Raw genomic sequence first — 24,825 nt, forward strand, 5'->3', positions numbered from 1 at the left:
GCTCAGCAGGAATGAGTGGCAGTCGATCAGCCTACCCGCCGACCTAGGTGAGGGCAATTGCCCCAAATGCCAGTCTGACCGGGCGCCTGTGGCGGCCGGATGATGCGTTGCACGGGTGGATCGGGCGGGGCCATGGCCGGCTGGCCGGCAGGTTGACCCCAAACCCCGCCAGCCCGTACAATCCCGCTCCTGTCTGCCCTAGGGCACGTCAGTGCGACCATAATAACTACAGAGGAAAACCTGGTCATGTACGCAGTTCTGGTAACCGGCGGTAAGCAATACCGCGTCGCGCAGGGCGAAACGCTCCGCGTGGAAAAGCTCGATGTCGAAGCTGGCAACGAGATCAAGTTCGACACCGTCCTGATGCTGGGCGATAGCGATGGCATCAAGCTGGGCGATGCGCTGAAGGGCGCCTCGGTCACCGCCAAGGTCGTGGCCCATGGCCGCGCCGACAAGGTGCGCATCATCAAGTTCCGTCGCCGCAAGCACCACATGAAGCGTCAGGGACACCGTCAGCACTACACCGAAATCGAGATCACCGGCATCGCCGGTGGCGATAAGAAGTAAGGAGAACCAGTCATGGCACACAAAAAAGGCGTAGGTTCCTCGCGCAACGGTCGCGATTCCAACCCGAAGTACCTGGGTGTGAAGATCTTCGGTGGCCAGGCCATCGATGCCGGCAACATCATCGTGCGTCAGCGTGGCACCCAGTTCCATCCGGGCGCCGGCGTCGGCCTCGGCCGTGACCACACCCTGTTCGCGCTGGTCGACGGCAAGGTGGAGTTTTCCACCAAGGGCCCGAAGAAGCGTCGCACCGTCAGCGTGGTTGCCGAGGCGTAATCGCCCGCTCCATGCAGGCCAGTCCGTCAGGCATCGCTGCCTGGCGGACGAGACGGAAAGCCCCGCTTTTGCGGGGTTTTTCGTTTGACGGCCGGGAGTGGAGAATCGGGATTGGGGATTCGCAACGGCGGATTTCGAGAGTCCCGGTACCGCTGCTTCCTGCTGTTTCCGCGGCCGCCTAGCGGCGTCCTGCGGTGGTGTTACCAATCCCAAATTACGAATCCCAAATCTCATGAAGTTAGTCGACGAAGCAGAAATCCTGGTCAGTGCCGGCAATGGCGGCAATGGCTGTGTCGGCTTTCGCCGCGAGAAGTTCATCCCGCTCGGTGGGCCCGATGGTGGCGACGGCGGTAACGGCGGCAGCGTATGGATCGTGGCCGACGAGAACGTCAATACGCTGGTCGACTTCCGGCATGAGCGCACCTTCAAGGCGCAGCGCGGCGAGAACGGCATGGGCCGCCAGGCCTACGGCAAGGGCGGCGAAGACCGCATCATCGTGGTGCCGGTCGGCACCGTGGTGATGAACGTGCAGACCGACGAAGTCATCGGCGACCTGACCCAGCATGGCGATCGCCTGCTGGTGGCCAAGGGCGGCAAGGGCGGCCTGGGCAACATGCATTTCAAGAGCTCGGTCAATCGCGCGCCGCGCCAGTCCACCACCGGTGAAGAGGGCGAGGAGCGGTTGCTCAAGCTGGAGCTGAAGCTGCTGGCCGACGTCGGCTTGCTGGGCTTTCCCAATGCGGGCAAGAGCACCCTGATCCGCGCGGTGTCCTCGGCAACCCCGAAGGTGGCCGATTACCCGTTCACCACCCTGTACCCGAATCTGGGCGTGGTCAGTGTCGAGGCATACCGCAGCTTCGTCATCGCCGACGTGCCGGGCCTGATCGAGGGCGCGGCCGACGGTGCCGGGCTGGGCACGCAGTTCCTGCGCCATCTGCAGCGCACCCGTCTGCTGCTGCATCTGGTGGACATTTCGCCGATGGATGGTGGGGTGGAGGCGTCGCCGGTGGATCAGGTGCGCACCATCGAACGCGAGCTGGAGCGCCATGATCCGGAGTTGCTGAAGAAGCCGCGCTGGCTGGTGCTCAACAAGGCCGACCTGATGTTCGAGGACGAGGCGCGCGCTGCGGCCGAGACGATCGTGGCCGAACTCGGCTGGGCCGCGCCGTGGTATCTGGTCTCGGCGCTGGGCCGCGATGGCACCTTCCCGATCATGAAGGACATCATGGCGTTCTTCGACCGTCAGCGCGAGGACGAGCTCGAGGCACGCAATGCCGGCTGAGCGCATGCGCAGGCACACAAAAAACCCGGCCAAGGCCGGGTTTTTCTATGCCACCGCAAGCCAGGCCTGCGGTGATGCCAGCACGGCTCGCTTACGCGGCCTTGATGGCCTTGATGCGAGCGGTCAGGCGGCTCTTGTGACGCGCAGCCTTGTTCTTGTGAATCAGGCCACGGGCGCTGAAACGGTCGAGGATGGGCTGGGCAACGGCGAAAGCAGCTTCGGCGCCTGCAGCATCGTTGGCGTCAAGGGCCTTGATCACCTTCTTGACGGCGGTGCGCAGCATCGAACGCTGGCCCGTGTTGCGCTCATTGCGCACGACGGTCTGCTTGGCGCGCTTCTTGGCGGACTTGATATTGGCCACGGTGGTGGGTTCCTGAAAAATCGGTGTAGTGGAAAAAGCAAGCGGGAAAGTATGATGGGCTTAGTTATGTACGTCAAGTCAGTTGTCAAGAGGGATGCAGCGTGAGCAAGCCCGGCATGTTGAGAGGCCTGCTCTCATTCAGCAGTATGACCATGGTGTCGCGGGTGTTGGGCCTGATCCGCGACCAGGCGATCTCCACCACCTTCGGCGCCAATGCGGTCACCGACGCGTTCTGGGTGGCGTTCCGGATCCCCAATTTCCTTCGTCGGCTGTTTGCCGAGGGCTCGTTCGCCACCGCCTTCGTGCCGGTGTTCACCGAGGTCAAGGAGACCCGCCCGCATACCGACTTGCGCGAGCTGATGTCGCGGGTGTCCGGCACGCTCGGCGGCATGTTGCTGCTGATCACCGCGCTGGGGCTGATCTTCACCCCGCAGCTGGCGTCGGTGTTTTCCGATGGCGCGGCCACCGATCCGGATAAATACGGCCTGCTGGTCGATTTGTTGCGGCTGACGTTTCCGTTTCTGTTGTTCGTCTCGTTGACCGCGCTGGCGGGCGGGGCGCTCAACAGCTTCCAGCGGTTTGCGATTCCGGCGCTGACGCCGGTGATCCTCAACCTGTGCATGATCGCCGGCGCGCTGTGGCTGGCGCCGCGGCTGGACGTGCCGATCCTGGCGCTGGGCTGGGCGGTGCTGGTGGCCGGGGCGCTGCAGTTGCTGTTTCAGCTGCCGGCCCTGAAGGGCATCGACCTGCTGACGCTGCCGCGTTGGGGCTGGACGCACCCGGATGTGCGCAAGGTGCTGACCCTGATGATTCCGACCCTGTTCGGTTCGTCGATCGCGCAGATCAACCTGATGCTGGACACGGTGATCGCCGCGCGGCTGGCCGACGGCTCGCAGTCGTGGCTGTCGCTGGCCGACCGGTTCCTGGAACTGCCGCTGGGCGTGTTCGGGGTGGCGCTGGGCACGGTGATCCTGCCGGCGCTGGCGCGCCATCACGTCAAGACCGACCGCAGCGCGTTCTCCGGCGCGCTGGACTGGGGGTTCCGCACCACGCTGCTGATCGCGATGCCGGCGATGCTCGGCTTGCTGCTGCTGGCTGAGCCGCTGGTGGCGACCTTGTTCCAGTACCGCCAGTTCACCGCCTTCGATACGCGCATGACCGCGATGTCGGTCTACGGCCTGAGCTTTGGCCTGCCGGCGTACGCCATGCTCAAGGTGCTGCTGCCGGCCTTCTACGCCCGTCAGGACACCCGCACCCCGGTGCGTGCCGGCGTGGCGGCGTTGATCGCCAACATGGTGTTCAACTTCGCGTTGCTGGCAGTGGTCTACCAGGTCATGGTGCCGCCTGAGCTCAAGGCGCAGGGCGTGATGCAGGCGCTGGGCAAGCAGCCGGGTCTGCATCTGGCGCTGGGCATTGCCAGCGCGCTGTCCAGTTATCTCAACCTGGCTTTGCTGTGGTACTGGTTGGGCAAGTCCGGCGTGTACCAGCGCCGGGCGGGCTGGGCTGGCTATGCGCTGCGCCTGCTGCTGGCATGCGCGGCGATGGTGGCGGTGCTGTTGAGCCTGCTGTGGTGGCTGCCATCGTTCACTGTGATGGATAAGTGGGATCGCATCGGCTGGCTGGCGGTGCTGGTCGGCAGCGGTGGGGCGACCTACCTGGTGGCGCAAGTGGCGCTGGGATTGCGGCCGCGGCATCTGCGCGAGGGCTAGTCGTCCGCCGAGCTGGCCGAGCGGGTGCAGAGCCAGCCGTCATGCACGGTGGCTGGGGCCAATCCTGGGCCGGGAAGGCGCGCAATCGTCTGCCCGCTTCCGGGACGCGGCGGCACAGGCCCGGGGCCGCGCCCATGCGGATTGACAGGCACGGCTATACTTGCGGGTTATGCATCAACGAGGGTCGGCCGGTAGGCCGGCATCTGTTTGGATCGAGGAATGAGCAGGCTGTTTAGAGACGTCGAGGGCGGGACGCTGTTCCCGCACGGAAGCGTGGTCTGCATCGGCGCCTTCGATGGCCTGCACCTGGGGCATCGGGCATTGGTGCAGCATGCGGTCGCGCGCGCGCGCGCGCTTGGGGTGCCGGCGGTGGCGGTGAGCTTCGAGCCGTTGCCGCGCGAGTTTTTCGCCCCGGCCGCGCCGCCGCCGCGGCTGACCCTGGCCCGCGCCAAGATCGAAGGGCTGCACGGCTTCGGTGCCGACAGCGTGGGCATGATCCGGTTCGACGGTCGCCTGTCGGCGATGAGTGCCGAAGACTTCGTGCGCCTGGCCCTGGTCGGCCGGCTGTGCGCCAAAGAGGTCTGGATCGGCCCGGAGTTCCGTTTCGGCCATCGGCGTGGCGGCGATATCGGCCTGCTTCGCTCGCTTGGTGCGCACTACGGCTTTGCAGCGGGCGAAATCGCGCCGGTGCACCTGCACGGCGAGCGCATCTCGGCCACGCGCATCCGTGAGCTGCTGGGCGCGGGCGAGTTCGCGCACGCCGGGCAATTGCTTGGCCGTCCGTATGCCATCGGCGGGCGGGTGGTGCGCGGCAAACAGCTTGGCCGCACCCTCGGCTATCCCACCGCCAATCTGCGCTTTCCGCGCACGCCGGCGCTGTCGGGTATTTACGCGACCTGGGTGCATGGCGTGGCCGAGCGGCCGTGGCCGTCGGTCTCGAGCTTTGGCACGCGCCCGACCGTGGCCGGTGTGGAGCCGCTGCTGGAAGCGCATCTGTTCGATTTCCAGGGCGACCTGTATGGCCGGCATATCGAGGTCGAATTCGTTGCCAAGCTGCGCGACGAAGAGAAGTTCGACGGCCTGGACGCGCTGACGGTGCAGATGCATCGTGATGCCGAGCAGGCGCGTGCGGTGTTGGACAGGCACGCAGTTTCTGCAACACATGCGAGTTCCTCGCAACAGCCCGCCTATGATGCGAGTCCCTCGCAAGAGCCGACCTATGATGCGAGTCCCTCGCAAGAGCCCGCACATCCATGTGCGGACTTATTAAAAAATCCAGCGCAACGGTAGAGACCTGTGACCCAAGACTACAAAGCCACTCTCCATCTGCCCGCGACGGAATTCCCGATGCGTGGCGACCTGCCCAAGCGCGAGCCGGCGATGCTGGACCGCTGGGAGCGCGAGGGGCTGTACGCGCAACTGCGCGCCAATGCGGCAGGGCGCCCGCTGTTCGTGCTGCACGACGGCCCGCCGTATGCCAATGGCCAGATCCATCTGGGCCATGCGGTCAACAAGATCCTCAAGGACATCATCGTCAAGTCGAAGTATCTGGCTGGCTTCGATGCGCCCTACATCCCGGGCTGGGATTGCCACGGCCTGCCGATCGAGATCGCGATCGAGAAAAAGTATGGCAAGGTCGGCGTCAAGCTCGACGCCGCCGAGTTCCGCCAGAAGTGCCGCGAGTACGCCACCGAGCAGATCGATCTGCAGCGCCGCGATTTCAAGCGCCTGGGCGTGATCGGCGATTGGGACAACCCGTACAAGACGCTGGATTTCCGCTTCGAAGCCAACGAGATCCGCGCGCTGGCCAAGGTGGTCGACAACGGCCATCTGACCCGTGGCGTGAAGCCGGTGCACTGGTGCTTCGACTGCGGCTCGGCACTGGCCGAGGCCGAGATCGAATACGCCGACAAGGTGTCGCCGACGGTGGACATCGCCTATCCGGCGCGTGATCCGGCGGCTGTCGCTGCCGCGTTCGGCGCCAGCCTGCCGGCGGGCGTGGGCGTGGCGGTGCCGATCTGGACCACCACGCCGTGGACGCTGCCGGCGTCGCTGGCGGTGAGCCTAGGCGCGGAACTGGACTACGTGCTGGTCGAAGGCCCGGCCGATCGCGGCCAGCCGCGCTGGTTGGTGGTGGCCGAGGCCCTGGCCGGCAAGGCGCTGTCGCGCTATGGCGTGGACACGGTGGTGGTGCACGGCCATGCCAAGGGCGCGGCGCTGGAGCGGATGCTGCTGAACCACCCGTTCTATGCCGAGCGCGAGATTCCGCTGCTGCTGGGCGACCACGTGTCGGCCGAGGACGGTACCGGCGCGGTGCATACCGCACCGGGCCATGGCCAGGAGGACTACCAGGTCTCCAAGCAGTACGGCTTGCTCGAGCGTTACGGCGCGGCGCAGATCAACCCGGTGGACGGGCGCGGCGTGTACCTGCCGTCGACGCCGCCGCTGGGCGACACCGTGCTGGCTGGGCTGCACATCTGGAAAGCCAACGACATCATCATCGAGGCGCTGCGCGATACCGGCGTGTTGCTGGCGGCCAGCAAGATGGAGCACAGCTATCCGCATTGCTGGCGCCACAAGACGCCGATCGCGTTCCGCGCCACGCCGCAGTGGTTCATCTCGATGGAGCAGGCCAACCTGCGAGCCGATGCGCTCAAGGCCATCGACAACGTGCACTGGTATCCATCCTGGGGCCAGGCGCGTATCGCCGGCATGGTCGATGGACGTCCGGACTGGACCATCTCGCGCCAGCGCACCTGGGGCGTGCCGATCGCCTTGTTCGTGCATCGCGAAACCGGCGAGCCGCATCCGCGCAGCACCGAGTTGCTGCGCCAGGTCGCCGACCGGGTGGAACTGGGCGGCGTGGACGTGTGGTACACGCTGGATGCGGCCGAACTGCTGGGCGATGAGGCCGCCGATTACGACAAGATCACCGACATCCTGGATGTGTGGTTCGACTCCGGCGTGACCCACGAGGCGGTGCTGGTGGACCGCGGCCTGCCCAAGCCGGCCGACCTGTACCTGGAAGGCTCCGACCAGCACCGTGGCTGGTTCCAGTCCTCGCTGCTGACCGGCGTGGCGATGGACAAGGCGGCGCCATACAAGCAGTGCCTGACCCACGGCTTCACCGTGGACGAGCACGGGCGCAAGATGTCCAAGTCGCTGGGCAACGGCATCGAGCCGCAGGACATCATGAAGACCCTGGGCGCGGACATCCTGCGCCTGTGGATCGCCTCGGCCGATTACAGCAACGAGATGTCGCTGTCGCAGGAGATCCTCAAGCGCAACGCCGATGCGTATCGCCGCCTGCGCAATACCGCACGCTTCCTGCTCGGCAACCTGCATGGCTTCGATCCGCTGCAGCACCTGGTGGCGCTGGACGACATGGTGCTGCTGGACCGCTGGATCGTGCACCGCGCGCACGAACTGCAGGAAAAGATCGCTGCCGCGTATGCGCGCTACGACTTTGCCGAAATCGTGCAGGCGCTGCTGAATTTCTGCAGCGTCGACCTGGGCTCGCTGTATCTGGACGTGACCAAGGACCGCCTGTACACGATGGCCGAGGATGCACGCGGCCGCCGTTCGGCGCAGAGCGCGATGTATCACGTGGCCGAGGCGTTCGTGCGCTGGATCGCGCCGGTGCTGAGCTTCACCGCCGAGGAACTGTGGGGCTACCTGCCGGGCAAGCGGGTCGACAACGTGTTGTTCGCCACCTGGTACGACGGCCTGGCGCCGTTGCCGGCCGATGCCGCGCTGAGCAGTGCCGATGTCGACAGGCTGCTGGCCTTGCGCGAGCAGGTGGCCAAGGTGCTGGAGCCGATGCGTGCCAATGGGGCGATCGGCGCGGCGCTGGAAGCGGAGATCACCGTGGCGGCCGATGCGCAGACCGCCGCGCGCTGGCAGCCGCTGGCCGAGGAGCTGCGCTTCCTGTTCATCAGTGGCGACGTGACCGTGACTGCGGCCAGCACCGACGACATCTTCGTCAGCGCGCAGCCGACCAGCAAGGCCAAGTGCGTGCGTTGCTGGCACCACCAGGCCAGCGTGGGCAGTGATCCGCGTCACCCGGAACTGTGCAGCCGCTGCGTCAGCAATATCGAAGGCCCCGGCGAGCAACGCCACTGGTTCTGACGGGGTTGCGTGAATGCGCGTGGCGGGCAGGTCCTGCCACGCGTTATCGAGACCCCGTACGGGCTGGCGTGCGCCTCTGTCGCGGCATCATGGGCAGGCGCTGGTGCCGGACGGCGAGTGCCCCGGCGCTGCATGCACGCCCTTGCTGAAGCATGGCGCATGCGGCACGGCGGGGCAGGGTAGCCGGCTCCGGTGCCCATGCCATCCTTGCCTGCCTGTCATCCCGCTTTCGTCAGCTTCATCTGCCACCGCCCTCACTTATCGCCATCCAGGCATCTTCTCCGACGTCGGAGAAGTCACCCCCAACTGCGACCTTTCGACATGAGTCAACGCCCCAAACCCTCCGCCCTGATCTGGTTGCTGCTGTCGGCACTCGTGATCGGGCTGGACCAGTGGAGCAAGGCCTGGGTGCTGTCCAGCCTGCCCGAATACACCCCGGTGCCGGTGATCGACGGCTTCTGGAACTGGTACCGCACCTACAATACCGGCGCGGCCTTCAGCTTCCTGAGCGATGCCGGCGGCTGGCAGCTGTGGTTCTTCACCGCGCTGGCGGTGGGCATCAGTGGGCTGCTGGCGTTCTGGCTGTCGCGCACCGCACGCAGCGAATGGCGCAGCGCGCTGCCGTATGCGCTGGTGATCGGCGGGGCGATCGGCAACGTGATCGACCGCCTGATGCACGGCCATGTGGTCGATTTCATCCAGTGGTACATCGGCAGCCACACCTGGCCGTCGTTCAACATCGCTGACTCGGCGATCGTCGGCGGCGCCATCGGGATCGCGGTATTCGGTCTGTTCGACAAGTCCGGCAAGCGCGAGTCGGGGATGCGGAAGTAGGAATCGACGCTGAAGTCGCGGCGCACCGGCGCCGTCCGGTCCCATCCTCCATTCCCCATTCCCGTAGAATGCCCGCCATGGATGTCCTGCTCGCCAATCCCCGTGGTTTCTGTGCCGGTGTCGACCGCGCGATCGAGATCGTCAAGCGTGCGATCGAAACGCTGGGCGCGCCGATCTATGTGCGCCATGAAGTGGTACACAACCGTTTTGTGGTCGACGACCTCAAGCAGCGCGGCGCGGTCTTCGTCGAGGAATTGGACGAGGTGCCCGACAATGCCACGGTGATCTTCAGCGCGCACGGCGTCTCGCAGGCGGTGCGTCAGGAAGCCGAGCGCCGCGGGCTCAAGGTGTTCGACGCGACCTGTCCGCTGGTGACCAAGGTGCATTTCGAGGTGGCGCGGCATTGCCGGGCCGGCCGCGACGTGGTGCTGATCGGCCACGCCGGGCATCCGGAAGTGGAAGGCACGATGGGGCAGTGGAGCCGCGAACGCGGCCCGGGCACGATCTATCTGGTCGAGGATATCGAACAGGTCGCCACGCTGCAGATCCGCCAGCCGGAGAACCTTGCCTACACCACCCAGACCACGCTGTCGGTGGACGACACCATGGGCATCATCGAGGCCCTGCGTGCGCGCTACCCGGCGATGCAAGGGCCGCGCCACGACGACATCTGCTACGCCACCCAGAACCGTCAGGATGCGGTGCGCGATCTGGCGCGCCAATGCGATCTGGTGCTGGTGGTCGGTTCGCCCAACAGCTCCAATTCCAATCGCCTCAGCGAGCTGGCCCGGCGCGACGGGGTGGAGTCCTACCTGATCGACAACGCCGGCGAGATCGATCCGGCCTGGATCGTCGGCAAGCAGCACATCGGCCTGACCGCCGGCGCTTCCGCACCGCAGGTGCTGGTCGATGGCGTGCTGGCGCGGTTGCGCGAGCTGGGGGCCGAAAGTGTGTCCGAGCTGGAGGGCGAGCCGGAATCGATGGTGTTCGCGCTGCCCAAGGAACTGCGGTTGCGTCTGGTCAGCTGACGCAGGGCACGCCGGACTGGCTGAGCCGGCGTCGACTGCCTGCAGCAAGTTGGTGTGCCTCACCGCTGCAGGTGGCCATATCGGCCAGCCACAGCCCGGGTCCGGCGCCGGACATGCTGTCCTCCGCCTGGTGGCGATTGACCCGGCACCGGCTCCGCTCCTACAATTCACGGCTCGCCGGAATAGCTCAGTTGGTAGAGCGGCGCATTCGTAATGCGTAGGTCGTAGGTTCGATTCCTATTTCCGGCACCATCGCTTCAGCACTGGGTCGACCATGGGTCGGCCCAGTTGCGTTTTGGGCCGATCACGCACATCCCGGCGCTGCGCCGCCATATACGCCGCACATCACACAGGCCGCAATCGATGGCCGCAAGCGCATCTTTTCCGCCCTGCGCAGCGCTGCGACAACATGTCGCACAGTTTTGCGCGCATTAATTGCGGCAGATCATTGCCGATGGGTTTCGTGCAGGTGCAGCAAAGTCTAAAATCAGGGAGCTAACTCGTGTCTTCGGTCTGCGTGGCCGCCTTCCCCCGGGAAGCGCGCCGTCAGGACGAGTCCACATGGATACGACGAACGAGGCTGGCGTTCCTTCGCACTTGGATCGACCGATGATTCCGTTGAAACATCTCGGGCGTGTACTTCGTCCAGGCCTGATGCTGCCGTTCCTGCTGTTGGCAGGCTGCAACTCGGCCATTCTCAATCCGAAAGGCCAGATCGGCCACGACGAGAAGCAGCTGCTGATCACCTCGGTCGTGCTGATGCTGATCGTGGTCATCCCGGTGATCGTGATGACGATTGCGTTCGCGTGGAAATACCGCGCGTCCAACACGAAGGCGCGCTACGAGCCGGACTGGTCGCACTCCACCGCCATCGAAGTGGTGGTGTGGTCGATCCCGTGCGTGATCATCCTGGTGCTGGCGGTGCTGACCTGGCGCTCCTCGCATGCGCTGGACCCGTACCGTCCGCTGGATTCGGACGTCAAGCCGATCACCATCGAAGCGGTGTCGCTGGACTGGAAGTGGATGTTCATCTACCCGGACCAGAACATCGCCACGGTCAACGAGATCGCGTTCCCGGTGCATACGCCGCTGAACTTCAAGATCACCTCCGATACGGTGATGAACTCGTTCTTCATCCCGCACCTGGGCACGATGATCTACGCGATGGCCGGCATGGAAACCAAGCTGCACCTGGTGGCCAACGAGCCTGGCGAATACTTCGGCCTGTCGACCAATTACAGCGGTCACGGCTTCTCGAAGATGAGCTTCAAGGCGCATGCGGTCGATCAGGCCGGCTTCGATGCGTGGGTGGCCAAGGTCAAGGCATCGCCGACCGCGTTGAACGCTGCCGAGTACCAGGTGCTGGCCGCCAATCGCAACGACAAGGAACAGTATCCGGTCACCTACTACTCGTCGGTGCAGGACGGCATGTTCCGCTCGCTCGTCGACAAATACATGAATGGTCCGGGCCATAACAAAGGCCATGGCGACCATCAGGCAGCGGCTGCAGAGCCGGTTGCCATGTGCACTTCTGGAGACAAGTGATGCTAGGCAAACTTACGATCGAGGCGGTTCCGTACCACGAGCCGATCATCATGGTCGCACTCGGTGGTGCCGGCCTGCTCGGCCTGCTCATCGCGGGCGCCATCACCAAGTACAAGCTGTGGGGCTACCTGTGGAAGGAGTGGTTCACCTCGGTGGATCACAAGCGCATCGGTGTGATGTACATCATCGTGGCGCTGGTCATGTTGCTGCGCGGCTTCGCCGATGCGGCGATGATGCGAACCCAGCAGGCGCTGGCGGGTAACGGCGGCGAAGGTGTGCTGCCGCCGCATCACTACGACCAGATCTTCACCGCGCACGGCGTGATCATGATCTTCTTCATGGCCATGCCGTTCATGACCGGCCTGTTGAACCTGATCGTGCCGCTGCAGATCGGCGCACGCGACGTGGCGTTCCCGTTCCTGAACTCGCTGAGCTTCTGGCTGTTCGTGGCCGGTGCGGCGCTGATCAACATCTCGCTGGGTGTCGGCGAATTCGCGCAGACCGGCTGGCTGGCCTACCCGCCGTTGTCGGGGCTGGAATACAGTCCAGGGGTCGGTGTCGACTACTACATCTGGGCGTTGCAGGTCTCAGGCCTGGGCACCTTGCTGACCGGCATCAACTTCTTCGTGACGATCATGCGGATGCGCGCGCCGGGCATGACCCTGATGCGCATGCCGATCTTCACCTGGACCGCGCTGATCACCAACATCCTGATCATTGCCGCATTCCCGATCCTGACCGTGGCGCTGGCGCTGCTGGGTGCCGACCGTTACCTGGGCACGCACTTCTTCACCAATGACGGTGGCGGCAACGCCATGATGTACGTCAACCTGATCTGGATCTGGGGTCACCCGGAAGTCTATATCCTGATCCTGCCGGCGTTCGGCATCTTCTCCGAGTTGATCGCGACCTACAGCCGCAAGCGCCTGTTCGGCTACACCTCGATGGTCTACGCCACCTCGTGCATCGGCGTGCTGTCGTTCGTGGTGTGGTTGCACCACTTCTTCACCATGGGCTCGGGTGCCAACGTCAATGCCTTCTTCGGCATCACGACGATGATCATCTCGATCCCGACCGGCGTGAAGATCTTCAACTGGCTGTTCACCATGTTCCGCGGTCGTGTGCACATGACCTCGCCGGTGCTGTGGACGATCGGCTTCATCATCACCTTCACCATCGGTGGCATGACCGGCGTGATGCTGGCGATTCCGGCCGTGGACTTCGTGCTGCACAACAGCCTGTTCCTGATCGCCCACTTCCATAACGTGATCATCGGCGGCGTGGTGTTCGGCTACCTGGCCGGCCTGACCTACTGGTTCCCGAAGGCGTTCGGCTTCAAGCTCAACGAGAAGATCGGCAAGGCCTCGTTCTGGTGCTGGATCATCGGCTTCTTCGTGGCTTTCATGCCGCTGTACGTGCTCGGCTTCATGGGCATGACCCGTCGCATGAACACCTACAACCACCCCGAGTGGGCGCCGTGGCTGTACGTTGCTGCGGCCGGTGCTGCGATCATCGGCCTGGGTATCTTCCTGAACCTGGTGCAGATCGGTTACAGCGTGTGGAAGCGCAAGGAGCACATGGACTACACGGGCGATCCGTGGGATGGCCGTACGCTGGAGTGGGCCACCTCCTCGCCGCCGCCGTTCTACAACTTCGCCGTGCTGCCGCACATCGACGACCGCGATCAGTTCTGGGCCGACAAGCAGAACGGCAAGGGCTGGGTGCGTCCGTCCAAGTACGAGGCGATCCACATGCCGCGCAACACCGGGGCTGGCGTGTATATCGGTGCCTTCAGCGTGCTGATGGGCTTCGGTCTGATCTGGCACATCTGGTGGCTGGCCATCATCGGCCTGGTCGGCATGATCGGCAGCTTCATTGCGCGCACCTTCGATGACGACATCGATTACTGGGTGCCGGCCGACGAAGTGGAGCGCATCGAAAACGCGCGCTTTGCCCTGCTCGAACAGCAACATGCGGCGCAGGCCGCGAAGGTGGTATGACCATGTCTTCCTCGACCACGCTTGACCACGCCGCCCACGCGGGCGGCCACGACGACCACGAACATCACGACGCCGGTGGCAACACCGTCTTCGGGTTCTGGGTCTACCTGATGAGCGACTGCCTGCTGTTCGCCGGCCTGTTCGCCACCTATGCGGTGCTCTCGGGCGCCACGGTGGACGGACCGACCGCCAAGGAGCTGTTCGACCTGAAGTTCGTGCTGGTGGAAACCTTCCTGCTGTTGTTCAGCAGCCTGAGCTTCGGCGTTGCGATGATCTCCGCGCACAAGCGCAGCATGACCGGGCTGTACGCCTGGCTGGGCGTCACCGCACTGCTGGGTATCGGCTTCCTGTGCATGGAAGTGTGGGAGTTCAACCACCTGATCCATGAAGGGGCGGGTCCGGGGCGCAGCGCGTTCCTGTCGGCCTTCTTCACCCTGGTGGGCACGCACGGCCTGCACGTGGCCTCCGGTCTGTTGTGGATGGCAGTGCTGGTGATCCAGATCTCCAAGAACGGCCTGACCCCGCGCAACAGCACGCGTCTGGCCTGCCTGAGCCTGTTCTGGCATTTCCTGGACATCATCTGGATCGGTGTGTTCACCGTCGTCTACCTGCTGGGAGCGCTGTAATGGCCAATCACCACGCGCATGAAACCGCTGCCGACGCACATGCCGGCGGCCTGAAGTCCTATCTGATCGGCTTTGTGATGGCCGTGATCCTCACCGTCATCCCGTTTGCGATGGTGATGAGCGGGGCGTTCTCCAAGGGCGTCACCGTCATCGTGATCTCGCTGATGGCCGCAGTGCAGATGCTGGTGCACATGGTGTACTTCCTGCACATGGATCGCTCGCCCGAGCAGCGCTCCAACGTGCAGGTGGGCCTGTTCTCGCTGCTGATCATCGGCATCGTGATCGTCGGTTCGCTGTGGGTGCTGCACAACATGAACGTCAACATGATGCATTGAGACGGCGCTGTGCCGGATCACGGCACGCCGGATCCAAGGATGCTGGACAAAAAGCCGCCGGGTCACCGGCGGTTTTTTTGTGTGTGAATCGCTGCGCAGCATGACCTATGGCATACGGGGAAGCGCGGGCAGGCGCTTAGCATCGTGGGCTTGCCTGTTCCAGGTCCCTGCGGAGTTGCGATGAAGATCCCCACCTTGTTGTCCGTGTCGTTGCTGGCGGCACTGTCGTTGCCTGCGGCCGCACAAACTGCCGCGCCGCAGGACGTGCCGTTCGACGGCACCTTGAAGATCGACGTCGATGCCACCGATCTGGCCCATCGCATCTTCAAGGTCAAAACCACCATGCCGGCGCGGCCGGGCCCGATGACGCTGCTGTATCCGCAGTGGATTCCCGGCAATCACTCGCCGACCGGGCCGATCGACAAGCTCGCCGGTCTGGTGATCAAGGTCGATGGCAAGGTGGTGCCGTGGAAGCGCGACCAGTTCGATGTGTATGCCTTCACCGTGGACGTGCCGCAGGGCGCCAGCGAGCTGGTGGCCGAGTTCAGGTTCCTCTCGCCGCAGGCCCCGAACCAGGGCCGGGTGATGATGACCCCGGAGATGCTCAACCTGCAGTGGAACACCACGGCGCTGTATCCGGCCGGCGTCTTCGCACGCAACATCAAGGCCCAGGCCAGCGTCACGCTGCCAGCCGGCTGGAGCTATGCCACGGCGCTGGAGACTGACCGCCGGGTTGGCGACACGGTGACCTTCAAGCCGATCGACTTCGACGACCTGGTCGACTCGCCGATGTTCGCCGGCAAGTACTACAAGCGCGTGGAGCTGAGCGGCGGCAAGCAGCCGGTCTACCTCAACGTGTTCGCCGACGAAGCCAAGTCGCTGGAGGCCAAGCCCGAGCAGATCAAGGCGCATGCATCGCTGGTGCAGCAGATGGACAAGCTCTACGGCGCGCGGCATTTCGACCACTACGAATTCCTGCTGGCGCTGACCAAGAAGTTGGGCGGCATCGGCCTGGAGCACCATCGCTCCAGCGAAAACAGCGGCGTGCCGACCTACTTCACCGAGTGGGACAAGAGCTGGACCGGGCGCGACCTGCTCGCGCACGAGTTCAACCATTCCTGGAACGGCAAGTACCGCCGTGGCGCCGACCTGGCCACGCCCAATTTCAACGTGCCGATGGGTGACAGCCTGCTGTGGCTGTACGAAGGCCAGACCCAGTTCTGGGGCGAAGTGATGGCTGCGCGTTCGGGCCTGTGGACGCAGGATCAGGCGCGCGAGATGCTGGCCGGCGTGGCGGCGAACTACGAGCGTGGTCGCCCCGGCATGGCCTGGCGCACCGTGCAGGACACCACCAACGACCCGACCATGTCGATGCGCCGGCCCAAGGCCTACCGTAGCTATCAGATGGCCGAAGACTATTACTCCGGCGGCCAGATGATGTGGCTGGAAGTGGACAGCAAGCTGCGCGCGCTGACCAACAACAAGCGTTCCATCGACGATTTCGGCAAGGCCTTCTTCGGCATGAAGAACGGCGACTGGGACGTCAATCCGTACACCTTCGACGACATCGTCGCCACGCTCAACGGCATCGCCGCCTACGACTGGGCGAGCCTGTTGCGCAGCCGCATGGACGGGCATGGCTCCTTGAACGGCGGTATCGAAGCCAACGGCTGGAAGCTGGTCTATAACGAGGAGCCGAACCTGGCCACCAAGGCCGACGAGAGCGACGACAAGGACGCCAGCCTGACCTATTCGCTTGGCGTGTCCCTGAAGGCCTCTGGCGATATCAGCGATGTGCTGTGGGACGGCCCGGCCTTCAATGCCGGCCTGATCGCCGGCAACACCATCGTGGCGGTCAACGGCCGCGCCTTCAGCAGTGAGGTGATCAAGGACGCGATCAAGGCGGCCAAGGGCACCACCGCGCCGATCGAACTGCTGGTCAAGCGCCTGGACCGCTACGACACCGTGCGCATCGATTACCACGGCGGCCTGCTGTATCCGCATCTGGAACGCATCCCCGGCAAGCCGGATCGCCTGAGCGAGTTGTACAAGCCGCGCTGAGCGGCAGCCGCTCGCTCACAGCCGTTGAAGCGGGCAATGGCAAGACCTGGAGCTGCATGACCGGCTGCGATCGATCATGCGGCTCCAGACGCTGGTTCTGGTCGGTACCGATGCCGACCGACCAGAAGACAGCGCGCCAGCCAAACGCTCGGCGCCATCGATGTCCGAGTGAAAACGCAGCAGCAGGAATGCGCGGTTGCATCCATTCCAGCGCCGCCGCAGCCTGGCCGACTCCCGACTCCCGACTCCCGACTCCCGACTCCCGACTCCCGACTCCCGACTCCCGACTCCCGAATCCCGACTCCCGACTCCCGAATCCCGAATCCCGACTCCCGAATCCCGAATCCCGAATCCCGAATCCCGAATCCCGAATCCCGAGCCAGCGTCGCGCATCCTGAGACCAACGCCGACTATCCTGTCGCTCCAGAAGCGATTGGTTAACTGACGATGGCGAAGGCGAAAACGGCCTATGTCTGCGGCGAGTGCGGCGCCGAATACAACAAGTGGCAGGGGCAATGCACCGAGTGCGGGGTGTGGAACACGCTCAGCGAGATCGTGCTCGAAAGCGCCACGCCCGGCGGCAAGGCCTCGCCTGCGGCATCGCGGCGTAGCGGCTGGGCCGGCAAGGCCGAGGCACCCAAGATCACCGCGCTCAAGGACGTGCAGCAGTCCGAGCAGGCGCGCGTGTCCACCGGCATTGGCGAGTTCGATCGGGTGCTGGGCGGCGGCCTGGTCGAAGGTGCGGTGGTGCTGATCGGTGGCGACCCCGGCATCGGCAAGTCGACGCTGTTGCTGCAGGCGCTGGCGAGCATGGCCAGCACACTGCCGGTGCTGTACGTCACCGGCGAGGAATCGCTGGCACAGGTGGCCGGGCGCGCAGTGCGGCTGGATCTGCCGTTGGAGGGCCTGAACGCGCTGGCTGAAACCGGCATCGAAAACATCCTGCAGCATGCCAGCGTGGCGCGGCCGAAGCTGATCGTGGCCGATTCGGTACAGACGCTGTGGACCGAATCGCTGACCGCAGCGCCGGGCTCGGTCAGCCAGGTACGCGAGAGTGCGGCGCGGCTGGTGCGTTACGCGAAGGAGACCGGCACCGCGGTGTTCCTGGTCGGTCATGTGACCAAGGAAGGCGGCATCGCCGGCCCGCGCGTGCTCGAGCATATGGTCGATGCGGTGCTGTACTTCGAAGGCGAGAGCGGCAGCCGGTTCCGGCTGTTGCGCGCGTTCAAGAACCGCTTCGGTGCGGTCAACGAGCTGGGCGTGTTCGCGATGGGCGAGAAGGGCCTCAAGGAGGTCTCCAACCCGTCGGCGATCTTCCTGTCCGGTGGCAGCACCCAGCAACCGGGCAGCTGCGTGATGGTCACCCGCGAAGGCACCCGTCCGCTGATGGTGGAGGTGCAGGCGCTGGTGGACGCCTCGCCGCTGTCCAATCCGCGGCGCGTGGCGGTGGGTCTGGAGCAGAACCGGCTGGCGATGCTGCTGGCGGTGCTGCACCGCCACGGCGGCATCGTGGTGGGCGACCAGGACGTGTTCGTCAATGTGGTCGGCGGCATCCGTGTGCAGGAAACCGCTGCCGACCTACCGGTGCTGCTGGCGGTGTTGTCCTCGCTGCGCGATCGGCCGCTGTCCGAGAAGACCATCGCCTTTGGCGAAGTGGGCCTGTCCGGCGAGATCCGGCCGGTGCCCAACGGCGAGGACCGTCTGAAAGAGGCCGCCACCCACGGCTTCAAGCGCGCGATCGTGCCCAAGGCCAACGCGCCCAAGACCACCAGCATCAAGGGCATGGAGATCGTTGCGGTGGAGCGGCTGAGCCAGGCGCTGGAAGCGGCCGCCGAGTGATACCGGGGCGGTAGGTGAGCGACTGTCTTTACGAGGCGTCGCTCTGCATGCGATGAGCTGACCCCGCACCGCCGTGCAGTGGGCGGTATGGCTGCCTGCGCCATGCTTGAATGACATCAATGAAGTTTCGGGCTGGCTGTCGCCAGCTCCTGTGACCGTCCGTCGGCCAGCAGGTCGCGATCCGCCATTCGTCGATAAGAAAACGTTTTCAGCGCAGGGCGGCTATGGCAACATGCGCGGCCCGTTGCACTGTGCACCGGATCACGGACAGCGCTCACTGCGCGTTATCAGGAGAAAACACGATGGAATGGATGTTGTTGCCACTCAAGCGCTACGCCGACTTCAATGGCCGCTCGCGCCGCAAGGAATATTGGATGTTCATGCTGCTGCAGGCGATCGTCCTGCTGGTGTTGGGCGGCCTGTTCGGCATCGCGGCTGCACTGATGGGCGGCGAGAACGGTCCTGGTGCACTGGCATGGCTGGTTGCTGCCGTCATGGGGATCGTGGTGCTGGCATTGATTGTGCCGAGCATTGCAGTGACCGTGCGTCGCTTGCACGACCAGGGCAAGTCGGGTTGGTTCTATCTGATCAGCCTGGTGCCTTATGTGGGCGGCTTCATCGTGCTGGTCTTCATGTGCCTGGAAGGTACGCCCGGCCCGAACGAGTACGGCGAGAATCCCAAGCAGTAACCGGGTGCAAGGCCTGATCGAACAATGGCGCGGAGACTCCTCCGCGCCATTGTCGTTTCTGGAGATGTACGGTCGGCGCAGGCTGACCAACAACACGCGTGCGTTTGAGTGCCGGATTCGGCTCGATTGATGCGTTCTTCAACTGCCGGCAAAAACTTGGACGTCCTGCCAGGGTGTAGGAAGCAGTCGACCGGCAATGCGCCAAGCTCTATTTGTATATTCAATACATTATTGAACTATTAACTGGGTGCGTTTCCACTCGACATGGAGCCGGCGAACAAGCTCTGCCAGTTAATGCCTGACCAGATCAACGCATGGCAACGGCCGATTCACTGCCATGCAGGCGCCGGTAGCAGATAGCAAGCGCAAGTCGCCGCGCTTCGCTCTTGCAGGTCCGCATCGGTCAACAGGCCGCAGCATGATGGCCGGTGCTGGGGCTGACGACCTTGCCGGGCGTCGGTGCGTCCTTGACCTGCAGGGCAAGTTCCAGCTTGTACCCATGCGAATACACGGTTCTGATGCGCACCACGCCGCTGTGATTGCACAGCTGCAGCTTCTTGCGCAGCTTGTAGATGTGTTGCTCCATCGTGCGGTCGGTGAACTCGGTGTGGCTACCCCACACCGCCTTGGCCAACTGGCAGCGGCGGAAACACACACCGGGGCTGGAAAACAGCAGCCAGGCGATCGAGAACTCGCGTGCGGTCAACACGATCGGCTTGCCGTGCAGGTATACGGTATTTTCGTCGCGGATCAGCTGGTAGGGGCCCACACTCAGCTGTTGGCTCTCGGGGCACGCCTCGGCCACCGGCGACAGCGCCAATGCTGCGCGCACATGCAGCTCGTGCGAATTGAAGGGTAGGGCGAGCACATCGTGTGCGCCGGCGCGGTACCAGGCCAGGATGTCGTGGGCACAGTCGAAACGCCCCAGCACGATCAGCGGCGTGGGATGGCCGCTGTGGCAGCGTTGCCAGGCCAGCAGCGAGCTGTCGTCCGACGCGACGCAGGTCGCATCGAAGATCAACAGCTCGCAAGGGGAATGCCGCAGCGAGCGCAGAAGTTCGAGTTCATCGGAAAACACCGCAAAACTCGGGGCCAGCGGTGCGAGGCTCGCGTTGACCTGCGATGCCAGACGCGCGTCCTGCGTCAACAGGAAAGCCGATCCGTGCTTGCCGGGAAGGTTGCCGTGCATCAGCCGGCCTTCCCATGTCTGCACACGTACCAGGCGTACGTCGGATGCCTGTTGCGGACAGCAGGCGCCAATACAAAACCCACGTGTAGAGATAAGTGCATCGCCATCGCCTTTGGCTGCCAGGGGATCCGACCTGGGGCCGGACGAATGGTATGTACCATTGCCGAGCCAGAAAGTTTCACTGCTGCGTACTTTTCTTCGGCTTTGGGTAGGCCGGCTTTAACGTACGCTCATCTAGGCGTAAAGCAGCTCTTACATCCAGGGCATGCGTCGTCAGTAACTAACAAAATTCCGACATTGCGCAACGCGCAGCCGGTCGACGCGGCGAGACAACGGGCGCAGTCGCAGAGTCCATCCCATTGCGCGTCCAGGTCTATACCACGGTATTGCGATTTGCACGCGCTTGCAGCGCACATGGAATATCTGAGCGATCCGCCGATGCAGCACAACGGCGCGGCCATCGTTTGACGCGCATCTTTCATTTACTGAAGTACCGCGGATGCGGCCATTGCAACGTCATGCCGGGACAGCACTGAAGCCGACACAAGGCATGGGATTTGGTTGGCCCTGCCAATCTTCTCCGGCTGCCGTCCTGTCTTCAATACGGCTTCGCATGGCGTGCAATGTCCTATGCACGACAGCGCCGGCGGTATGCAAAAAGTGCCCTTTATCTGCATGCCGCATAACTGGGTTGGCAGGAGACAGAGTGAGGTTTTTTGATTTTCTTAGTGCCTTGGAGTGAGAAATTCCATTGGATCCGCTGCATACAATCGGTTGCGCCAGCCAGACCGGCGCATTGTTGTTTTTGCTCATCCCCCTATGAGAGAGCCCGGCATGATCCTTTCAACCTACTTCGCGGCGATCTCTGCGTTGTCGTACGCAGACCGTCTTCCTACCTATACAAGCAGGATGCTGGTTGGTGCCTGGCCGCAAGGTCTGCAACATCTTCAACAACGCCGTGATGGCCAGGCCGCCGCGGATGGCGCCGACGACGAAGTCGGCCTGCTCGGCGCCAGCGGCGACGCCTTGTTGATCCTCGAATACCAGGAGGAGGCCGAAGATGCCTACCGCCACGCCTTGAAGGCGATGCGCGGGCATCAGCGCCAATTGCGGTTGCTGTCCTGCCGCAATACCGCCTGGTTGATGCTGAGCCAGCGCCGCCTGAGCGCTGCATTGAACTGCTTTGCACAGCTGGCGATGGACCGCGAGACGCCGGCCTGCCTGTGCGGGGAGAGTCTGCTGGGCAAGGCGCTGACCCACTTTCATCTGGGCCAGAGCACGCTGGCGTTGCAGACGCTGGAGCGTGCCAACGACGTGCTGGCGGACCTGGACAGCGGCGCAACCGAGTGGCTGCGCATCGCCAATGCGCTGCGCCTGGACATGATTGCGCAGTTGCGCATCCGGCGCGCCGACCGGATGAGCGACCACGTGTTCTGGCAGGCCACGCTGCGCCAGGAGGATGCGGCGCACGCGTTCGAGCCCAACGAGCTGCGTGCCTGCATCGCCGACCTGGCCGAGAGCATGCCGGTGCTCGCACAGCGCATGCGCCACGTGCGCAATCTGCTGCGCATCGCCGGTGGCGACACCTTCGGTTTCGATGCGCAGATCGATGCGCTGCCGGCCGCCGCCACCGGTTGCCCGCCCTGCGCCCGGCAGGATGCGCAGGTGGAGCTGGCGCTTGCCGCATTGGCGGTAGGGCGTGCCGATCTGGCAGAGCGCGCCCTGGCCGGTGCGGGCCGGCACCACGCGCCGCGCTGGAATCTGGAGTTCGAGTATTGCCAGGCCAAGATCAGCCAGGCGCTGGGCAAGACCGAGCAGGCACTGCTGCTGTACAACCGCTATGCGCTGGGTGCGGTGCAGTGCCTGCGCAGCGAGGTACAGGCGCCGCGGCTGCTGGAAAGCGGCACGCCGGCGCATGTCAGCGACGACATCTCCGCGCGGCTGCCGGCCAAGTACCGGCGCGCCTACGCCTACATGATCACCAATGCGCACCGCTCGGATCTGTCGATCAACGAGGTGGCTGCGCAGATCGGCGTCACCGGGCGCGCCTTGCAGCAGGCGTTCAAGTCCGCTACCGGGCTGTCGCCGACCCAGGTGTTGCGTCGTTACCGGATGCAGAGCATTCGCGACGAACTACTGGCCGAAGGCGGCTGCGGCAGCGTGCTGCAGGCGGCCAGCCGCTGGGGCGTGGGCAGCCGCTCGGCGCTGGCCAAGGGCTATCGCCAGCATTTCAATGAGGCACCGATGGAAACCCTGCAGCGCTAGGTCGTTGCGCGCCACGGCCGGGCGTCGATGCAGGCCGTGGCGTGTCGTTTCCGAAGGCCGTGCTGCAGTGGCGACCGAACGGCCGGCCAGCCATTGGAAGTCGTGAGAGTGCGGCGCGCGTGCGTACGACGTGGCTTGCGGCTATCCTGTTCGGCTCGCACTGCCACCCAGGAAGGCGCGTCCGAGGATGGGCGTGGCCGCCAAGGAAACGACGAACGATCATGCAAGATCACACCTCCGAGGCGACGGACGCCTCCCAGATCCGCCGTGCAGGCGTCGATCTCAACGGACTGATGTCCGTGCTCAGCAAGCATCTGTATTCCACGCCGGTGGTCGCGCTGCGCGAGCTGGTGCAGAACGCGCACGACTCGATCCTGCGTCGCCGGCTGGAACAACCCGACTGGCAAGGCGAATCGCGCATCGAAGTGCATGCCGACGCTGCCCAGGGCATCGTGCGCATCATCGACACCGGCGCCGGGCTGACCCAGCAGGAGATCCACGATTACCTGGCCACGGTCGGCGTGGGGTATACGCGTGGCCTGCGTCAGGGCGGGCATGAGGACAGCGGCCTGATCGGCATGTTCGGGCTGGGCTTTCTGTCGGCCTTCGTGCTGGCGCGCCGCGTCACCGTGCGCACCACCTCCTACCAGAGCCCGACGCTGGGGCATTGCTATATCTCCAGCAATGCCGAGCAATACACGGTGAGCCCGATCCCGGCGCGTGCGCAGGTCGGGACGGAAGTGGTGCTGGAACTGCACCAGGACTATCTGTCGTTGGCCCAGGAAGCACGGCTGCGCGAGATCCTGTCGCGCTATTGCGCGCTGCTGCGCGAGCCGATCTGGATCGGCTCCGATACCCAGGCGATCAACCCCGAGCCGCCGCCGTGGCGCATGCACGATGCGGTGCCGTTGCATCCGGTGCAGGCCTGGCGGCGCCAACGCGAGTTTGCCGCACGTTTCGAGCGCAACTTCGAACCCTTGTGCTGCATGCCGGTGCGCGCGGAGGAGGGCAGCGATGCGGTCGGCCTGCTGTGGGTGCAGGACGGAGCCACCTACGGCACCAGCGACAACCGCAATCTGTCGGTGTTCCTGCGCGGCATGCTGCTGGACGACAACGCACGCGAATTGCTGCCGCCGTGGGCGGGCTTTATCGGGGGCGTGATCGAATCCAATCGCTTGACGCCCACCGCCAGCCGCGAAGACCTGCAGCGCGATGCCACCTACGCGGCCGTGCAGCACGCGTTGTCCGAGGCGCTGGTGCAGGGCCTGGCCGATGTGGCGCGTCAGCAGCCGGAAGCCTGGCGGCGCATCCTGCTGCGGCACAACGAGGCATTGCTGGGCGCTGCCTTGTGCGACGAGCGTCTGTTCGAGTTGCTGATGGAACACGTGCGGGTGCCGACCTCGCAGGGCGACCTGCCGGCGCAGCAATTGCCGGCGCGTGGTGCGGTGCACGTGATCCTGGACAGCGACAGCGGTTTCGAAGAAATGCTGTTCCGCGCGATGGGCGTGCCGGTGGCCTACGGAAATCGCTATGCGGTGGTGCCGTTCCTGCGCCGCTGGACGCAGGCCAAGGGCGTGCGCCTGGTCGAGCTGGGCACCGAGCAGGGCAACCGGCAGTTGTTCCAGCTGGACACGCTGCCGGCCGACGAACTGGCCTGGCTGGAACAGCATCTGGGCGATGGCGAAGCGCTGGTGCCGGCGCGTTTCAGCCCCGAGGCGTTGCCGTTGGTGGTGGTGCCCGACCGCGAGGCCGAACTGAAACGCCGCCTGGAGCAGGACGAGAACGACAAGCGCGTGTCCACCGCTGCGCTGCGGCTGGCCCGGCAGTTCACGGCGGGGATCGAAGCACGGCAGACCCAGCGGCTCTACCTGAATCTCGATAACCCGGCATTGCAGGCGCTGCTGGCGGCGCAACGCGCCGGCAATCCGCAGGCGGCGGTGGCGGCACGGCTGCTGCGCTCACTGAAGGTGATCGTGTCGGCGCAGGGGCGCACCCAGCCGCAGCCCGGTGCCAACGCATCGGGCGGATCGGATTTGAACCGGGCCTTCGGCGATCTTGCCGAGGCCGTGACCCAATTGCTGGCACGCTGAGCGC

General features: G+C 64.6%; 19 protein-coding genes and 1 tRNA gene. 18 read left to right on the top strand and 2 right to left on the bottom strand.

The window, feature by feature from the left end; all coding sequences use genetic code 11:
* Positions 1-246 precede the first annotated feature (246 nt).
* From rplU to obgE, 3 genes are all read left to right on the top strand, one after another.
* Positions 247-567, top strand: a complete 321-nt coding sequence (gene rplU, locus DGN21_RS05990; RefSeq protein WP_046342025.1) for a 50S ribosomal protein L21 — start codon at positions 247-249, stop codon at positions 565-567.
* 12 nt (positions 568-579) lie between these two features.
* Positions 580-840: a 50S ribosomal protein L27 gene (gene rpmA, locus DGN21_RS05995; RefSeq protein WP_003484326.1), complete on the top strand. Its 261-nt coding sequence runs from the start codon at positions 580-582 to the stop codon at positions 838-840.
* Between the two features lie 232 nt (positions 841-1,072).
* Positions 1,073-2,122, top strand: coding sequence for a GTPase ObgE (gene obgE, locus DGN21_RS06000; protein ID WP_104624164.1), 1,050 nt, complete (start codon positions 1,073-1,075; stop codon positions 2,120-2,122).
* 91 nt (positions 2,123-2,213) lie between these two features.
* Here obgE and rpsT read toward each other — a convergent pair whose 3' ends face one another.
* Entirely contained in the window at positions 2,214-2,483 is a 270-nt protein-coding gene (gene rpsT, locus DGN21_RS06005) for a 30S ribosomal protein S20 (RefSeq protein ID WP_002807888.1), read from the bottom strand.
* Between the two features lie 116 nt (positions 2,484-2,599).
* Here rpsT and murJ point away from each other — a divergent pair, with 116 nt between their 5' ends.
* The 13 genes from murJ to DGN21_RS06070 all read left to right on the top strand — a co-directional run bounded on the left by murJ (position 2,600) and on the right by DGN21_RS06070 (position 19,277).
* On the top strand, positions 2,600-4,192 hold the full coding sequence (murJ, locus tag DGN21_RS06010) for a murein biosynthesis integral membrane protein MurJ (RefSeq protein ID WP_047126655.1): 1,593 nt from the start codon (positions 2,600-2,602) through the stop codon (positions 4,190-4,192).
* A gap of 219 nt (positions 4,193-4,411) precedes the next feature.
* Complete coding sequence (locus tag DGN21_RS06015) at positions 4,412-5,482, top strand: bifunctional riboflavin kinase/FAD synthetase (RefSeq protein WP_104608706.1); 1,071 nt, start codon at positions 4,412-4,414, stop codon at positions 5,480-5,482.
* Positions 5,483-5,488: 6 nt separating this feature from the next.
* Positions 5,489-8,320: an isoleucine--tRNA ligase gene (gene ileS, locus DGN21_RS06020; protein WP_126965678.1), complete on the top strand. Its 2,832-nt coding sequence runs from the start codon at positions 5,489-5,491 to the stop codon at positions 8,318-8,320.
* Between the two features lie 321 nt (positions 8,321-8,641).
* A complete protein-coding gene (gene lspA / locus DGN21_RS06025) occupies positions 8,642-9,154 on the top strand; it encodes a signal peptidase II (RefSeq protein WP_039511422.1) in 513 nt (170 codons plus the stop codon).
* 77 nt (positions 9,155-9,231) lie between these two features.
* Positions 9,232-10,182 (top strand): 4-hydroxy-3-methylbut-2-enyl diphosphate reductase, encoded by a 951-nt coding sequence (ispH, locus tag DGN21_RS06030; protein WP_102252551.1) that lies wholly within the window; start codon positions 9,232-9,234, stop codon positions 10,180-10,182.
* 176 nt (positions 10,183-10,358) lie between these two features.
* Positions 10,359-10,434 (top strand) — tRNA-Thr (locus tag DGN21_RS06035).
* 357 nt (positions 10,435-10,791) lie between these two features.
* Positions 10,792-11,727, top strand: coding sequence for a ubiquinol oxidase subunit II (gene cyoA, locus DGN21_RS06040; protein WP_024940071.1), 936 nt, complete (start codon positions 10,792-10,794; stop codon positions 11,725-11,727).
* Entirely contained in the window at positions 11,727-13,727 is a 2,001-nt protein-coding gene (gene cyoB / locus DGN21_RS06045) for a cytochrome o ubiquinol oxidase subunit I (protein WP_039511404.1), read from the top strand. Before cyoA ends, cyoB begins: the two co-directional genes overlap by 1 nt.
* Positions 13,724-14,353 carry a cytochrome o ubiquinol oxidase subunit III gene (gene cyoC / locus DGN21_RS06050; RefSeq protein ID WP_006450194.1) on the top strand — a complete coding sequence of 210 codons (630 nt, stop codon included), beginning with the start codon at positions 13,724-13,726 and terminating at the stop codon, positions 14,351-14,353. The genes cyoB and cyoC overlap by 4 nt, the downstream gene beginning before the upstream one ends.
* Complete coding sequence (gene cyoD / locus DGN21_RS06055; RefSeq protein ID WP_006450195.1) at positions 14,353-14,688, top strand: cytochrome o ubiquinol oxidase subunit IV; 336 nt, start codon at positions 14,353-14,355, stop codon at positions 14,686-14,688. Before cyoC ends, cyoD begins: the two co-directional genes overlap by 1 nt.
* Before the next feature lie 180 nt (positions 14,689-14,868).
* Positions 14,869-16,749 (top strand): tetratricopeptide repeat protein, encoded by a 1,881-nt coding sequence (locus DGN21_RS06060; protein ID WP_160954599.1) that lies wholly within the window; start codon positions 14,869-14,871, stop codon positions 16,747-16,749.
* 447 nt (positions 16,750-17,196) lie between these two features.
* Entirely contained in the window at positions 17,197-18,588 is a 1,392-nt protein-coding gene (radA, locus tag DGN21_RS06065) for a DNA repair protein RadA (protein ID WP_016901522.1), read from the top strand.
* Positions 18,589-18,890: 302 nt separating this feature from the next.
* Positions 18,891-19,277 carry a DUF805 domain-containing protein gene (locus DGN21_RS06070; protein WP_016901521.1) on the top strand — a complete coding sequence of 129 codons (387 nt, stop codon included), beginning with the start codon at positions 18,891-18,893 and terminating at the stop codon, positions 19,275-19,277.
* Between the two features lie 403 nt (positions 19,278-19,680).
* On the opposite strand, the gene DGN21_RS06075 is transcribed toward DGN21_RS06070, so the two are convergent.
* Entirely contained in the window at positions 19,681-20,466 is a 786-nt protein-coding gene (locus DGN21_RS06075) for a response regulator transcription factor (RefSeq protein ID WP_126965680.1), read from the bottom strand.
* Positions 20,467-21,375: 909 nt separating this feature from the next.
* Here DGN21_RS06075 and DGN21_RS06080 point away from each other — a divergent pair.
* Positions 21,376-22,731, top strand: coding sequence for a helix-turn-helix transcriptional regulator (locus DGN21_RS06080; protein WP_024940067.1), 1,356 nt, complete (start codon positions 21,376-21,378; stop codon positions 22,729-22,731).
* Positions 22,732-22,952: 221 nt separating this feature from the next.
* Positions 22,953-24,821 carry an ATP-binding protein gene (locus tag DGN21_RS06085; RefSeq protein WP_024940066.1) on the top strand — a complete coding sequence of 623 codons (1,869 nt, stop codon included), beginning with the start codon at positions 22,953-22,955 and terminating at the stop codon, positions 24,819-24,821.
* Positions 24,822-24,825: the final 4 nt, after the last annotated feature.

It is taken from the genome of Xanthomonas sp. MLO165 (genome assembly GCF_018831305.1).
Lineage (GTDB): Bacteria > Pseudomonadota > Gammaproteobacteria > Xanthomonadales > Xanthomonadaceae > Xanthomonas > Xanthomonas arboricola.